General features: G+C 44.9%; 14 protein-coding genes. 6 read left to right on the top strand and 8 right to left on the bottom strand.

Annotated features, from left to right (window positions below):
- Positions 1-74 precede the first annotated feature (74 nt).
- Entirely contained in the window at positions 75-1934 is a 1860-nt protein-coding gene (locus tag IT291_06535) for an Rne/Rng family ribonuclease (GenBank protein MCC6220878.1), read from the bottom strand.
- A 642-nt stretch (positions 1935-2576) separates the two neighbouring features.
- Positions 2577-2969, bottom strand: coding sequence for a response regulator (locus IT291_06530; protein ID MCC6220877.1), 393 nt, complete (start codon positions 2967-2969; stop codon positions 2577-2579).
- Positions 2970-3318: 349 nt separating this feature from the next.
- On the opposite strand from IT291_06530, the gene IT291_06525 reads away from it, so the two are divergent.
- On the top strand, positions 3319-4605 hold the full coding sequence (locus IT291_06525; protein MCC6220876.1) for a 3-deoxy-D-manno-octulosonic acid transferase: 1287 nt from the start codon (positions 3319-3321) through the stop codon (positions 4603-4605).
- 18 nt (positions 4606-4623) lie between these two features.
- Here IT291_06525 and IT291_06520 read toward each other — a convergent pair whose 3' ends face one another.
- From IT291_06520 to IT291_06510, 3 genes are all read right to left on the bottom strand, one after another.
- On the bottom strand, positions 4624-4917 hold the full coding sequence (locus tag IT291_06520; GenBank protein ID MCC6220875.1) for a DUF2282 domain-containing protein: 294 nt from the start codon (positions 4915-4917) through the stop codon (positions 4624-4626).
- A 65-nt stretch (positions 4918-4982) separates the two neighbouring features.
- On the bottom strand, positions 4983-7430 hold the full coding sequence (gene lon / locus IT291_06515; protein MCC6220874.1) for an endopeptidase La: 2448 nt from the start codon (positions 7428-7430) through the stop codon (positions 4983-4985).
- Positions 7431-7519: 89 nt separating this feature from the next.
- A complete protein-coding gene (locus IT291_06510; protein MCC6220873.1) occupies positions 7520-7903 on the bottom strand; it encodes an Hsp20/alpha crystallin family protein in 384 nt (127 codons plus the stop codon).
- 190 nt (positions 7904-8093) lie between these two features.
- Here IT291_06510 and IT291_06505 point away from each other — a divergent pair, with 190 nt between their 5' ends.
- Positions 8094-9482 (top strand): sigma-54-dependent Fis family transcriptional regulator, encoded by a 1389-nt coding sequence (locus tag IT291_06505; GenBank protein ID MCC6220872.1) that lies wholly within the window; start codon positions 8094-8096, stop codon positions 9480-9482.
- A gap of 114 nt (positions 9483-9596) precedes the next feature.
- Positions 9597-10502: a hypothetical protein gene (locus tag IT291_06500; GenBank protein MCC6220871.1), complete on the top strand. Its 906-nt coding sequence runs from the start codon at positions 9597-9599 to the stop codon at positions 10500-10502.
- Between the two features lie 33 nt (positions 10503-10535).
- On the opposite strand, the gene IT291_06495 is transcribed toward IT291_06500, so the two are convergent.
- Positions 10536-11261 carry a CinA family protein gene (locus IT291_06495; GenBank protein ID MCC6220870.1) on the bottom strand — a complete coding sequence of 242 codons (726 nt, stop codon included), beginning with the start codon at positions 11259-11261 and terminating at the stop codon, positions 10536-10538.
- A gap of 43 nt (positions 11262-11304) precedes the next feature.
- On the bottom strand, positions 11305-11568 hold the full coding sequence (locus IT291_06490) for a hypothetical protein (protein ID MCC6220869.1): 264 nt from the start codon (positions 11566-11568) through the stop codon (positions 11305-11307).
- A 296-nt stretch (positions 11569-11864) separates the two neighbouring features.
- Between IT291_06490 and IT291_06485 the strand changes: the two genes are divergently transcribed.
- Positions 11865-12332 (top strand): chemotaxis protein CheX, encoded by a 468-nt coding sequence (locus IT291_06485; protein MCC6220868.1) that lies wholly within the window; start codon positions 11865-11867, stop codon positions 12330-12332.
- 71 nt (positions 12333-12403) lie between these two features.
- On the opposite strand, the gene IT291_06480 is transcribed toward IT291_06485, so the two are convergent.
- A complete protein-coding gene (locus tag IT291_06480; protein MCC6220867.1) occupies positions 12404-12793 on the bottom strand; it encodes a chemotaxis response regulator CheY in 390 nt (129 codons plus the stop codon).
- Between the two features lie 319 nt (positions 12794-13112).
- Between IT291_06480 and IT291_06475 the strand changes: the two genes are divergently transcribed.
- On the top strand, positions 13113-13433 hold the full coding sequence (locus IT291_06475; GenBank protein MCC6220866.1) for a hypothetical protein: 321 nt from the start codon (positions 13113-13115) through the stop codon (positions 13431-13433).
- Between the two features lie 23 nt (positions 13434-13456).
- Complete coding sequence (locus IT291_06470; protein MCC6220865.1) at positions 13457-14698, top strand: aminopeptidase; 1242 nt, start codon at positions 13457-13459, stop codon at positions 14696-14698.
- Positions 14699-14872 lie beyond the last annotated feature (174 nt).

The following is a 14872-nucleotide window of genomic DNA, read 5'->3' as shown; positions in this document are numbered from 1 at the left end:
AAAAGAGATGCCCGTGCAAATAAATTTAATAGGCGTGCCTCAGTTCTCCTCCCTAAGTCGTTTAAGCTCGATTTTTACAAATCTAACTCAGGTGGGGTCTCTTTATTTGAGATCGATGACTCTGAAGATGGCGGGCGCGATTCAGTTTCGGGCAAGCTATCGCTTTGTGCATTAAGCGTTTTTTCAGCGATAGGCCTGTCGTTTGGCTTTTGCTTCCTCCGCCTTCTCCTTTTGTTTTGGGATCGCCTGTTGTCCGTTGGCTGTTCGCTATCTGTTGTTCTGTGCTCTTCGGTCTTATATTTTTTGTTTCTATTTCTTCTATTGTTGTAATTCCTGTCGCCTTTTCTGCGCTGTGCGTCTTGATTGCTACTATCCGAGGGGGCGCTGCTCGGGCTCGATGGCCTAAGGTTCGCGCTGTCGTATGATGAGCCAAAATCTCCTTGCTTCTTCCTGTCTAGTTCGAGTTCGTATTCTTCGGACTTTAAACGACCATCAGCGTAAACCAAAACCTCGGCTCCCGTATGCTGTTCTATGTGGGATAAGATAGCGCGTTTGTGGTTTAGAAGGTAAAGCCCAGGGGCAGGTGCCATCCTGACGCGAACCGTACTAATACCACCGGCGAATACGGCCGATTGAATCTTTCGCAAAACTTCGAGAGCTGTTGCCTCTGCCGACCTCACGCGACCTCTTCCCTTGCACTGCGGACAGGCCACGTGGCTTTGGCTAATGAGCGAAGCTTTTAGCCTCTGTCTCGACATTTCTAGTAAGCCAAATTTAGAAATTCGCCCAACTTCGATTTTCGCTTTGTCATTGCGGAGAGCATCGCGCAGGCACTTTTCGACTAACTGTCGGTGTTTCCGATCCCACATGTCGATAAAATCAATGACGATTAGGCCGCCAATGTCTCTTAGTCTTAACTGGCGAGCAATTTCGCGCGAAGCTTCTTTGTTGGTATTAAAAGCTGTTTCCTCAACATCCGCCTGGCTGGTAGAGCGGCCGGAGTTTACATCTATAGCTACTATTGCTTCCGTAATGTTTATGACGATGGAGCCGCCTGATTGTAGAATGACTTCTGGTAGGTTAATAGTGTCGATCTGTCGATCTAGATCAAAACTTCCAAAGAGTGGCTGTGGTTTGTTGTAATATATTACCCGAGATTTATTCTCCGGCATGGTTTGCTGAATAAATCGCTGCACGTCTTCGTGAGTTTTAAAATCGTCGATGAGGATTTCTTCTATATCTGAAGTGAGGAAGTCTCTTATAGTCCTAATAGCCAAGTTGCTTTCTTCGTATAGAAGATGTGGGCAAGAGGCATCAAAGCTCGTTTGAACTATTTCGAACCACATATCTAGCAGGCGGTCGAGATCTCGTTGTAGTTCGCCATAGGTCTTGTTAATGCCGGCTGTGCGTACGATGACGCCCATTCCTGCCGGAAACCGAAGCTTCTCGACTGCTTGACGCAAACGGGAGCGCTGCCCCTCGTCGATAATTTTGCGAGATACTCCGCCGCGCTGACTTCCAATCATTAGAACGAGATATCTTCCAGGAAGCGAAATATTCGTCGTAAGCGTCGCGCCCTTGGTGTCGCGGCCTTCTTTTACAACTTGCACGACTAATTCTTGATTTGCCTGCAAGACTTCCTGAATAATTGCCCTTCCGTTTTTACCAGCGTGTGGGTTTTCAGGTGGCCAATTCCTAAAGTACGAGGGGTTTATGTCGTTTATTTGAAGGAATCCGTTTCGCTCCGCTCCGATATCTAAGAAAGCTGCCTGAAGGCTCGGTTCTATCCGAGTTATTTGCGCCTTGTAGACATTGCCTCTAAGCTGATCGGAATCTCCTCGCTCAACTTCGTATTCCAGTAATTGATTATCTTCGACTATCGCAATGCGGCACTCTTCTTTGTGCACCGCATTGATTAGCATTCTTTTGGTCATGTTACGCACGCCTTGTAAATAAGTAAAGTATCTTGGCGCGTAACGCTATTGGTGTCGTTTCAGTGTTTCAGGTCAGGTCAACAAGTATGGATAGTCAATAAGCATCGATAATAATAAACTCATGTTCTGATGTAGTTCCTGATGACCGACTGAAAACTTCTAAGTTGAAAAATAGTCGCTAAATTGTTTACGTTAAATAATAATCCACCCTTGCCTTTGCAAAGACAAACTAGTGCCTTAGTGTTGCAAAAATTCTTTAAGGATAGACCGCTAGCATCTCTTCCAGGAGAGATGTCGCGCCGTTTATTTATTTGGTGCATAATATCAACAATTTAGTTGTCTACTTCCGCTTAGTTACACACACCTAACGCGCTAAAAATCGCCTTATTTAAGGCAATTACGCCTTCTACATTAATCCTCTACATTTATTGGCCAGGAATGCTTTAAAAAACGAAAAAAATTCCTCTTCGCTTCCCAGGCCAATAAGATTCATAGTGTAAATCTATATTGAATAGATTCAGCAAAACGCTTAATCTATTAGTCTTTCATTTGGGACGAAAATTCCCAAACTCAATTGCTTATAACCTATTAATTGCTAGATGCCAATCCAAAAGCTCTTGTTTCAGGAATTAGAGCGCGATGTTAACAGTGAGGCGTAGAGGTTTTTATTAGAAAATATTGAATAATTTCAATAAGTTTCTTGGAATTGCAGGGTTTTGTAAGGACTTTGTCGCATCCGGCGGCTAGGGCGTCTGCGTGCATGCTAGAGTCGTCAATTGCCGTAAACACTATTATGGGAGCATTGCCTCTTTCGAGTTGCCTAATCTGCTTAACTGTCTCTGTGCCATTAAGAAATGGCATCATGAGGTCAACGATTATTAAATCTGGCTTAGTAGACTTTACGTATTCGATAGCGCTTCTACCATCCGTGCAGCGGGTTACATTGTAGCCATTTTCTTCAATGAGAAAGGAAACAATATCGAGAGAAGTTATATCGTCATCGATAATTAAGATGTTTTTAGCGGCTGTGTTCAATTTTTACCCAAAGCTAGGGAAAGTAAATGGCATGTCCAAAAACACGCCCTTAAATAACTCTCATCCAACGTTAAGTCTAGGGATTTGTCAACCTAGATGTGCGAGATTCGCCAATTAGAGTTTAGAATTAGCGCCAATGATTTCAAGTATGTATGTAAGCTAGCTTTTAGCGAGTTAAACTATCCCACTAGCTCCGAGGGTAATTTGAGTGGGGTAATTTGAGTGGTATTCCACCGCCGAGGAGCGCATGATAGATTTCTCATTCTTCTCTGACTTCTGTAGTTCCTTTTCCTCGTAACGTTTCATATATTCTCTCTCAAGAGCAAATTTTACATTATAGTAACTGCTTGTGAATAGAAAGTTTGTAAAATGTTTTTATTATCTTCTCGCTTGGCTGGGGCTGCCGTTAATCGTCTTGCTCACGTGCTCTAAACCTCGTTGGCGCGCTAGTTTGAAAAAACGCCTGGGTTGGGGAGTCGATTTTAAGGAGCTCGTCGGGAAGGAAAAGCGAGTGGTTTGGTTTCATGCTGCCTCGGTAGGGGAGGTTGCAGGTATAGCGCCGGTGATTACTAGGCTGATGGAAAGCAAAGATGCTAAGACTAGGATTGTTATTTCTACTGCATCGATAACTGGCCAAGAGGAAGTAATAAGGCGGAAATTGCCGTGCGAAACATTTATACTGCCCTTGGATCATCCACTGGTGGTTAAGCGATTTGTAAAAAATATAAATCCGACTCTAGTAGTCATTGCCGAAACTGAAATTTGGCCGGCTCTTTTTTTTGAGTTGGCAAAAAAAAGGATTCCAATAGTTTTAGTTAATGGCAGAATCTCCGATTATTCCTTTCCTTGGTATCTAAAATTTCGTTGGTTTTTTCGCGTCGTCTTAGCCGAGTTTAGCGCGCTAATGGTGCAAAGTGGACTCGATTATCAAAGGTTTTTAGCACTGGGGGTGGATAAGTCGAAAATCGCCATTACTGGGTCGACAAAATACGATAAGGGCGAAGTGGTAGATGAAAAAAAATTAGTAGAGTTTAGGCGAGATATTGGGCTTAAAGGTGAGGAGCTTTGTTTTGTAGCGGGAAGCGTGCGTCCAGGAGAAGACGAAATAGTGATTCAAGCGTACAAAAGTCTACTAAAATGTTTCCCGGCTTTACATATGATCATCGCCCCACGGCATCCAGAGCAGTTTGAAAGAGTAGCGCAGGTGCTAGAAAAAGATGCAATTAAATTCCGCCGCCGTAGTCTCGGTTCGCAGTCCAAAGAAGCGCAAGTCGTATTGCTCGATAGTTTGGGTGAGCTCGCGCTTGCGTATGCACTAGCAGATGTAGCTTTCGTGGGCGGAACATTAGTGGATATTGGTGGACACAATCCCTTGGAACCAGCGGCTCACAGTTGTCCAGTCGTCGTTGGGCCCTATGCTAGCAACGTTGCCGATGTGGTGCAGCAGATGAAAGCTCGTAACGGAATAGTGGAAGTGAGGAACTTGGAAGAACTAGAGGAAAAATTGCACGAATTACTGGCCGATTCAGAGACTAGACAACAAATTGGCACTGCCGGCTACGAGGTATGGAAATCGAACTTAGGCGCAACAGAGCGAGTGGCAAAACGAGTGTTGGAAAACAATAACAGTTTTTAACACTCGTTTTGATAATGATTATTCCTTCGCTTTAGCTGGAACTACTTCAACAACTTTCCCGCCAAGTTTTTCACATGTTCCTTCTGGAACGAAAACCCACTCGTTAGGGTCGTTGTCCTTCTTTGCCAAACCACCACAATCGTGACTCTTGTCTATAGAACCGCAATCGTTCTTTCCTGCTTTTGAGACGCCAGCGCACTTTTCCCATTTTTCAGGCGTTTCTGGAACCGCACTAGCGCTTCCTGCGCCTGAACCTAGTTGGAAAGCTATGGCTCCAGCAAATATAACGGTGAACAATACTTTCTTATTCATCATAAAAACTCCTCCGCTTGAAGATTGTTAGCATTTTACTACTTTTCGTAATCCTCACTCTAGCACTAGCGAGAGTTGTGGAAAATATCTCCGTCAAAAGAATTCTTAAAAACCTCCACAACTTCGTCCACCAAAACAAATCGTAGCTCCTCTCGTACTTTGGAGGGCAAATCCTCCAAATCCTTCTCGTTTCGCTTAGGCAAAATGACGGTATCTAAACCCGCCCTATGAGCTGCTAAAACTTTTTCCTTAATGCCGCCAACTGGAAGGACTTTCCCGCGTAGAGTAATTTCGCCGGTCATGCACACTCCTCGGCGAACACAGCGATTGGTTAAAAGTGAAGCTAAGGCTGTAGCTATAGTAATTCCCGCCGATGGGCCGTCCTTAGGAACAGCACCTGCGGGGACGTGAATGTGAATATCGTTTTTTTCACTAAAGCCTGGCTCAAGTCCTAAAACGTCTGCCTGGGATCTCACGTAACTTAGAGCAATTTGTGCAGACTCCTTCATGACATCGTCCAGTTGGCCTGTAAGCACTAAACCACCTTTTCCAGGCATGCGAGTTGCCTCTATAAAAATGATGTCACCACCAACGCTCGTCATTGCTAAACCCGTAGCCACTCCAGGGAACTCTGTTCGCTCGGCAGCTTCGAAAAAATATCGCTGCTTGCCAAGATAATCAGCAAGGTTTGCACAATCGATAATTTTTCGCTCATCTCTGCCTTCCGCTACCGCAGTTGCAATCTTTCTGCAAATAGCGCCAATTTGGCGCTCTAATTCGCGCACTCCAGCTTCGCGCGTGTAGTCGCGAATAACTGCCCGAATGGCTTCGTCCGAAATAACAACTTCTTCGGCGTGTAATCCGTTCTCCTTAACTTGTCGGGGAATGATGTATTTGGTGGCGATGTGCAGCTTCTCTTCTTCAATGTAGCCGGAAAGCTCTAACACCTCCATGCGATCGCGAAGAGGTGAAGGAATTGTATCTAATATATTTGCCGTCGTAATAAACATGACTTCGCTAAGATCGAAGGGAACGTCCAAATAGTGATCTCTAAAATCTCGATTTTGCTCAGGGTCTAATACCTCGAGCAATGCACTAGACGGATCGCCTCGCCAGTCGGAACCAATTTTATCCACCTCATCCAGCATTATGACCGGATTTTTAGAGTTTACGCGATGAAGCGCCTCAATGATGCGGCCTGGCATGGCTCCAATATATGTGCGCCGATGGCCCCGAATCTCTGCTTCATCGCGCATGCCACCTAAGCTCATGCGCGTAAACTTTCTGCCCATAGCCCGGGCGATAGATAAGCCTAGCGATGTCTTTCCAACACCCGGGGGACCGACGAAGCAAAGAATTGCTCCTTTTCTTTCTGGGCGAGTTAGCAAAGAAACTGGCTCGTCTGTGGCGGTGCTTGCATTTGACTCCTTTGCACGGTCTTGGCGCAACTTGCGCACTGCTAAATACTCTAAAATGCGCTCCTTAACTTTTTCTAAGTCATAGTGGTCTTCGTCTAATACTTGGCGGGCATGGGCGATTTGTAAAACGTCGTCAGTAGTGCTCGACCATGGTAAGGAAATCATCCAATCGAGATAAGTCTGAATGACGCTATATTCGGCAGCCGCAGATGGAAGTTTTTCGAGGCGACTTAGTTCGCGCAGTGCCTCCTTATTGGCTTCCTCGGGCATGTTCGCCTTGGCAATTTTTTCTCGGTATTCCTCAACTATTACCTGCAACTCATCCTTTTCGCCGAGTTCGCGCTGAATGGCCTTTAGCTGCTCGCGCAGTAAATACTCGCGCTGAGTTTTCTCAATTTCAGACCTAGCTTGCGATTGGATTTTCTGTCCCAACTCTACCACTTCCATCTCATGGCTTAGGCGAGTGGATAAGCGGCGAATTTTTTCGGCAATGGAATCGAGTTCTAAAATTTCTTGAGCTTCCTCAACGCCCATTTGAATGCTACTTGCTACTAAATATACCAGTCTGCGCGAGTCCGAAACATCTACTGCGGTAAGCGCTTCTTCGCTAGAGAGATGTGGTACTAGGCCAGCAAGTTTGGCAAAAAGCGCAGCCAAACTACGCGCCATCGCCTCGGCTTCGATGTCGTCAGCGCTTGAAAGTATTTCAGGATGTTTGGACACTTTTGCTTTTAGATAGGGTTCATCTTCCATCCATTCGTCAACGCGAATCCGCTCAATCCCTTGAATGAGCACGCGCAATGTGCCGTCAGGACTTTTTATTAGCTTGAAAATTCTAGCAAGTGTCCCAACGCTATATAAATCGGCCGATTTTAGATCCTCTGTAGAAGTCGATTTTGCCGAGACGAGGCCAAATAGGCGATCCTTCATCGACACTTCTTCGAGTAAGCGGATCGATTTGGGTTGTCCAATAATTATTGGCGCAATCGTCATTGGGAAGATTACAATATCTCGTACCGGTAGTATGGGAAGAACGTCAGGAATTTTCGGCGAAGTATCAGACGTATTTTCCTCTTGCTTTGTGTGCTCTTCCATTACTCGAGCCATTTCAGGAGACATGTCTATGGTGTTGGTGAGTGGCATAAGAGTTAGTCCATTTGGCGAAATTGATTATTTGCGATTTATTAGATTGAGCTTAATTGGGGTTGAAGTTTTGGGAGACGCACCGACAGGAAGCCATTAGTGTAAGCAGTTTCTAAATGCTCGAAATCGAGAAGCACATTCTCTGGAATCTTAATTTCAGTACAGAACGCGCCATACGCTATTTCCATTTGGAAATAACAAAGTTTTTCACATGACTCTTGTCTCAGTCCCTCGATGCGAAGAGTGGTTCCCGCAAGAGAGATCGAAAAATCACTTTCGCTAATGCCACTAACTTCAACTCGAACTATCAAGGCATCGCACGTTTCGTAAAAGTCCGTTGGCGGCCGCCAATACATGCCCTCGTAAACCCGAGTTATGCGTTCGGTGGTAGTGGATGAATAACGAATAAAAGCTTGCTTCTTCATGTGCATATCCTCTCCTTGTTGCAAGACAGAGTGGTATTATTGCGAATGATGGAACCTTTGTCCATCTGTACAAGTAGTTGATTTTTAAGAGAATCTCGCTGTAACGTAGAAATTTCGTGCAGGGTTATGTAATATACGCGTGTTTTAGTACTGGTATTTGGTCAGACGTTGTTTTGGAGAGAATTGTGCCGTGAAAAAGGAGTTGTCGGTGTTGTTTGTCGACGACGAGGTGAGCTTTATAGATCAACTCATTCGTTCGATTGAGAAAAGAGTTGATAATATTTCATTTGTTAAGGCTAGCACGAGTGCCGAGGCTATGGCTGAATTGTCGAGAGCGCAATTTGATGTGGCTATCGTCGATTTATCGCTCGACTCTGTTGTCGGTCCGGATTCAGGGATAGAGCTCATCACTGATATTCTCGATAAAGACCCGAGTCTAAGGGTTATAGTGTTAACCGGGCATAACTCAGAAGGATGGGGAGTTCAGGCTATTAGAGCTGGGGCGGCTTCCTTTGTTTCAAAACCTGTCGATGCCGATCATCTCCTAGCTTTGATTAACGATGCTTCTAATGTTACGTCACTTCAGCGGCGCATTTTTGGCCGAGAAATAGGTGCTGATAAAGGCTATGGCGCATTGGCAGGTTTATCCAGCAATAATCAGCAGATGCAAAGGGTGTTGCAGCTCGTGTCGTTTGCGGCTGCTACAGAGCAACCAGTGTTGCTGTGCGGAGAAACCGGTGTCGGTAAAGGCGTAATAGCGCGAGCGATACACGATGCCAGCAGCAGGCGAAGTGCCAATTTCGTTCGCCTTTCGCCGCATTATGGATCTCATGACATTATTCTTAGTGAATTGTGCGGTCATGTGAAAGGCTCTTTTACAGGTGCTATTAGTGATCGGGAGGGGCGTTTTGCGGAGGCTGATGGTGGGACGCTTTTTATTGATGAGGTGGATTGTTTGCCGCAAAGCACGCAGGTGGCGCTTCTCGAACTACTGCAAGAAGGGTATTATTATGCCGTTGGCTCGAATAAGCGGAGGCAGTCCAATTTTCGGCTGATTTGCGCAACTAATTGTCCGCAAGATCGCTTGATAACGAAGGATGCTCTGAGACTCGATTTTTACCACAGGATTGCGCATTTATTAGTGCGAATTCCACCTTTGCGAGAGCGCAAGGAAGATATCTATAATTTGGTAAAAGGCTTTCTCGATGATTTAATAAAGGCGAACAGAAAATCTGTGGTAAGAGATATTTCTCCAGAAGCTGTGCGTTGGCTAGAAAATGAAACCTGGCCTGGCAATGTTCGCGAGCTTCAAGCGGTATTAGAGCGAGGTTTTCATTGCGCTAGTTTCCATGAGAGCCGAAGTCTTAAAATTGGCGATTTTAAAATGTTAGGGATGGAGCAGCAAGGGGATTCTGGGGAGTCGTCAGCTAAGTCGAGTTTAGAAGATCAACTTAGGGAAGTAGAGCAAAAAATTGTAAAAGGCGTTTATGACGAGCTAGATGGAAACTTGACGGCCACCGCCCAGGTGCTAAAAACCGATAGGAAGCGCATTAGTAGGGTGATCAATCGGCAGTCTTGAGGTGAGCTTGCTGTGGGGATAGCCATACATTGAAGAACTTCAATTTATAGCATTTACAAAAAAGCATTTTTCAAAACGGTATGCCAATACTCCCATTCGCGAGGAGGAGTTAAAATGTTTAGGATTGCGGTGTGTCTCATGTTGTATGTAGTTGTTTTGAATTCTTGCAAAAGTTCAAACTCTGATGGTGGCGAAGCGACGTCGGAGGCTATTGTTAACAATGGACAGGACATGGTTTCGGAGACGGTAAATGAAGCGCCTCAACTTGATGTCGAGGTAGTGGTTCCACCGCCAGAAGAAACTTCCTATTCTTTAAGCGAGGAGGTAAGTGATGAATCGCAAGAACGGGAGCAAGATACTGCCATTAACTCGGTTGGGCTTCCGTCAGTGGTAGTCATGCCTCCTAGGAGTGCTTCGGAAGAAATCGAGGCGGAGGAAAGATGGGATTTAGCTTTTAAAGAAAGTTATACTGATAGCAATGTCCCAAGGAATGCGGTTGTGCTAAGTGGAGAGGCAATTGCGGATAGAGATGGATTAAAGGTTACTTATCTAGCAGATGAGTCACAGCCGCTGATGTTGGGGAATGAAGAAGATTTTGGGCGCATACAGCTCGCTTGGAAGCAGAAGTTTTCTAAGGATTTTCAATACCCCAAAGCGTTAAAACTCTGTCGACTCTGGGCTAATGCGGAGAGTGGATATAGGGAGATTACTATCGAGCTAGAGGAGGGCGGCACTAAGATTCATTTGCAGGTTTATGGCGGAGATGTCGACGAGCAGGATTGGCAGTCGCTACCGGTAGGGACTGAGCTTACAGAGTCAACGGAATTTAGACTCGTTTATTCTGAGCCGAACATCAAGTTTTTGGTTAATGGTCAGGATGTGATTAATTACCAGCCGGTTGGCGACTTTTTTGAGGAGAACTTTGGAGGTTATTGGATTAGCGGTAACTATTCAAATAATGGAAGCGATCCAAAAGTGCCGTCGACCACCTGGATACAGTCAATTTCTGTTTCGCACTAAACTTCCAACAAGCGCACATTTACGACAGACTGATTACTGTGGGATGCTAAAGTCAAAGATGCTACAGCGCAATACATTTAGGGCCGCGTAGGCAGCGTATGTTCTTACTTCTTGGCGCGTTGAAGGGTGGAAGAATTTGTATGAGGTAATGCCATTATCACAGGCTAGGCCAACGTAGAAAGTGCCTACGGGTTTTTCAGTTGAGCCACCCGTTGGGCCTGCAATGCCGGTTACGGATACGGCATAGTGGGTTTGAAAACGTTTGCGGGCACCGCGCGCCATAGCAGCCGCAACGGACGAACTTACGGCTCCGTCGTTCTCTATTAGCTCGCTATCTACTTCCAGTAATCTAATTTTTGACTCATTGCTATAGGATACAATCGCGCCAGCGAAATGTTCTGACGAGCCTGGGATGTCGGTTATCATGGCGCTAATCAACCCGCCTGTGCACGATTCGGCAAATGATATGCTTACTTTTTTCGTTCTAAGTATGTTGAGGATGTTTTCGGCGAAGCTGATTTCCGAATCATCGGAAACCACATATTGTTTGCCAACTTTTTCGGCTATCGAGTGGCAAGCGGTCATTAGATCTGTTGTCAGCTCTGTCGCGCGCAGACGTAAGTGAACTTCCGGAAAGATGTTTACAAATGAAACACTCACGTCGGGAATGCCAAGCGGCTCACTTTCCAATTTCTTGGCGATTTCAGCTTCCGATAAACCAAATATTTTTATGGTTCTCTCAGTAATATTAGGGTGCATAGACGGATCTTATACTTTCAATGCACCCTTTGGCAAAAAACCTTTAGGTTTTGCAATAAAATTCCATTTTTGGGTCATATGGCACTGGTTGAGTGTCAATCATGCTTCCGCTAAAGGAAACCATGAGCGGCCATTCAGCCTTTGGTTTAACTTCCATGATCTGCGCTTCTCCGGTCAAAAACACCGAAGATTCCCAATCGATCCACTTGGACGATTTATCGAGAATTACCTTAAATTTTTTGCTCTTGTCGTTCACCAATATGAACAACTCGTCTAGCGTGTAAGATTTAGCTGCTGTCTTGCCCATGGCTTGTCTCCCGAATATTGCTACGGATTGCCCCGTCAATAGGTTCAATCGAATCACCTGTTATTACGTTATTCGGCAGATATCGCCGAGTTCTAAAGAGAGCTGTAGCGGAGAGCAATTAGGAGTATATTCATGCTAAATGCTTAATAATTTTCAAATTTCTTGTAGCTTTTCTGCTTGGATAGTAATCAAAACTGGTGATGAGGTTGCGTAGTAATGCGCTAGGTAGAATTAACTCGGGTGACGCATGGGAAAAAAGCGTCCCTTAGGGTCATTAACTCAAGGCTTGGGTGATTATGAAAGTTGAATACATTAATCCGTTCTTAAACTCGACCATTCAGGTGATTCAGACTATGGCCATGACGCCAGTGACAGCTGGACCTCCTGGACTTAAGCCGGATAATCTCTCGTTTGGCGATGTCTCTGGTATTCTTGGGCTGGCAGGACAAGGTGTTTGCGGAGCTATGGTGGTAAGTTTTGAAGAGCGAGCCATTCTCCCGATCTGTTCGCGCATGCTTTATACTGAATTTACCTCGGTTAACGAAGAGATAGCAGACGCAGTAGGCGAGATGACTAATATTATATCTGGTGGCGCAAAGACCGATCTCGCCAGGTTAGATATTAAGTTAGATATGGCGACTCCCATTACGGTGTTGGGCAAGAATGTTCAGATTCGGCAGTTGTCTAAACGACCTGTGATTCAGATTCCATTTGAGACGGCAGAGGGCAAGTTTGTCGTCGAGGTGAGCTTGTATAGGACCTGATGCTAGCAGATAAGCCACGCGAACTTTCCCTAAGAAAGTTCGCGTTATCTAGATTTTGCTGAGAATTCTTATTACTGGCGACTAAAAATAGCTTCGAGTTTTTGTTGTAGAGTATCGGCCGTAAATGGTTTTACGACGTAGTCGGACACTCCAGCCTTTAATGCTTCGACCACATTTTCTTTTTGCGATTCAGCTGTCACCATTAAAAAGGGAATATCTTTAATACTTGGGTCGGCGCGAACTTCCTTGAGGAAGTCTATGCCCATCATATTTGGCATATTCCAGTCAGAGATTATGAAGCCTATATTGCCGTTCTTTACTTTAGAAAGAGCAATTTTCCCGTCTTCTGCCTCTTCGATGTTTTGAAATCCTAGACTTGTAAGAATATTTTTTACGATTCTTCGCATAGTGCTAAAGTCATCTACGACTAAAACTCTAATTGTTTTGTCGACGATAGCCATAATATTGTTCTCTCCCTATTTAGCAATCTCTATTAGAGTCGTTTGTAGTGACGTCCGAGCTGTTGCCAAATGTCGCTACGATTTCGATAATTTAGAGCCGGTTTAGACATTTATGTGATGGCTTCTCCAGCTGCCTAATTTTTTCTATCGGCATCTATGCGAAACTCATTTAGGCTTTTTTGGGCGTGTCGGCCGATTTAGCGGTGTCGATGGACTACGCCCCTAAAGGCATTTTTGCCTTAGCCCGATATAGACATTAGAGAACACTTCAGGACGTCGCAGCCATCTAACTATTAAGATGATAAGGGGATAAGTAGACATGGACAAACTCAGTGATATATCATGGCCATCCAGGTATGTAGTTTATAGAGCTGTAACAGGCAAGAATGAACTAGAGGAAGTGTTTAATACAAGTGATTTTAAGCAAGCCAAGTATTGGATAAGATATATAGCGCAGGTAGGAGATGCGCTTTTTATCACCCCAAGTCACCAGAAGCATCCCGGTGGTGAGTTAGCGGTGTATCAGTGTCATAAGGTAAAAAGTGGTGTCACTGAGACTGATGATAAGAGTTGGTTTGAGGGCAGGAATGGGCTTAGATTGCCCACTTGTCAAAAGAGCACAGTTGCTGCTACTTCCTGAGTTCGCGTTTTTAGGTCAACATTATGATATTTGAAGAGATGCTCGATAGGTATGCACGCCTTTTGGTTTTTTATGCGCTCAATGTGCAGCCAGGGCAGGTTGTTAACATCACTACGGAGCCTATACATCGAGATCTTGCAATTAGAGTTGCCAAGTTTGCGTACGAAGCTGGTGCTAAGTATGTGAATTTGGATTTAGGCGATCCTCGGTTGGGGCGTGTTCGCGTCCTCGGTTCTAAGGAAGAAAACTTAGCCTTTGTTCCAGATTTTATTAAGCGCCAATATGTAGAGCTAGTGGATAGTAGAGCGGCAAATGTAAGAATAATCGGGAGTGAAGAGCCCGACATACTAGCAGATTTAGATCCGGGGAAAATTAATTGCATGCGCTTGCATAGGCACTTGGCGCTCAAATATTTTTACGATGAAGGTATTGGCAAGTCGCTCATTCACTGGACTATTGGCGCGGCTGCGACTCCAAAATGGGGACAAAAGGTTTTTCCGCGATTAAGTCCTGATGACGCCTGTAAGCGGCTTTGGGAAGAGATATTTCGGATTTGCAAGCTAGATAGGGATGATTTTTTAGGAGCCTGGCGCGAACACAATGCAGTGTTGCAAACCAGAGCTAAGAAATTGACCGAGATGCACATTAAGGAACTTCACTTTAGTGGCCCCGAGACTGATTTAAGGGTTAGCTTATCCAGCAATGCAATTTTTAAAGGTGGGGCGGAGGGAGGATCTTTGGGCGTTGCTTTTGAACCGAATATTCCCACCGAGGAGGTTTTTACTACTCCCGATTGGCGAGGTACCGAGGGGAGGGTTAAGACTACCAGGCCATTTTTGATAAATGGGAAGATGATAAGGGACTTATATTTGGAATTTAAGCAAGGTGAAATTTCTCATTTTTCGGCATCGAGTGGAGCAGATACCTTTCAGAAGTATATAGAAAGCGATGACGGCGCAAAGCGTCTTGGGGAAGTTGCTTTAGTTGGGATAGATTCGCCGATTTACAAGAGTGGTTTGGTTTTTGAGGAAATTCTCTTTGACGAGAACGCGGCTTGTCATGTCGCGATTGGTTCGGCCTATAAATTTTGCCTTAAAGACGGCGCAACCATGACTTCTAAACAACTCGAGGAAGTCGGCTGTAATGAGAGCACCGTGCATACCGATATGATGATTTCCTCAGAGCAAGTGGACGTTACCGCAACCGCCGTTTCTGGCGAGAAAATGCCGTTAATCCGCAAAGGCGCTTGGGTAATTTCTGCTTGAGGTAATCCTTACTCTCCTCGTTGTCTATAATTTAAATTTGATTTCGCTACTTAGTTCGGAAGCTTAGGACGTATTGTTTGGGTTTTTTGATTAGGTTTCGGCCTACGACTTTGTTGTTGTCGGTTTCTAGCACTATGGTGCCGTAAGAATCTATTGGCAGGTTTAGGTTGATTT

This window comes from Deltaproteobacteria bacterium (assembly GCA_020845775.1).
Taxonomy (GTDB): Bacteria; Bdellovibrionota_C; UBA2361; order SZUA-149; family JADLFC01; genus JADLFC01.
Note: the sequence above shows the minus strand (reverse complement) of the source record. Positions and strands in the feature narration are given on the sequence as shown.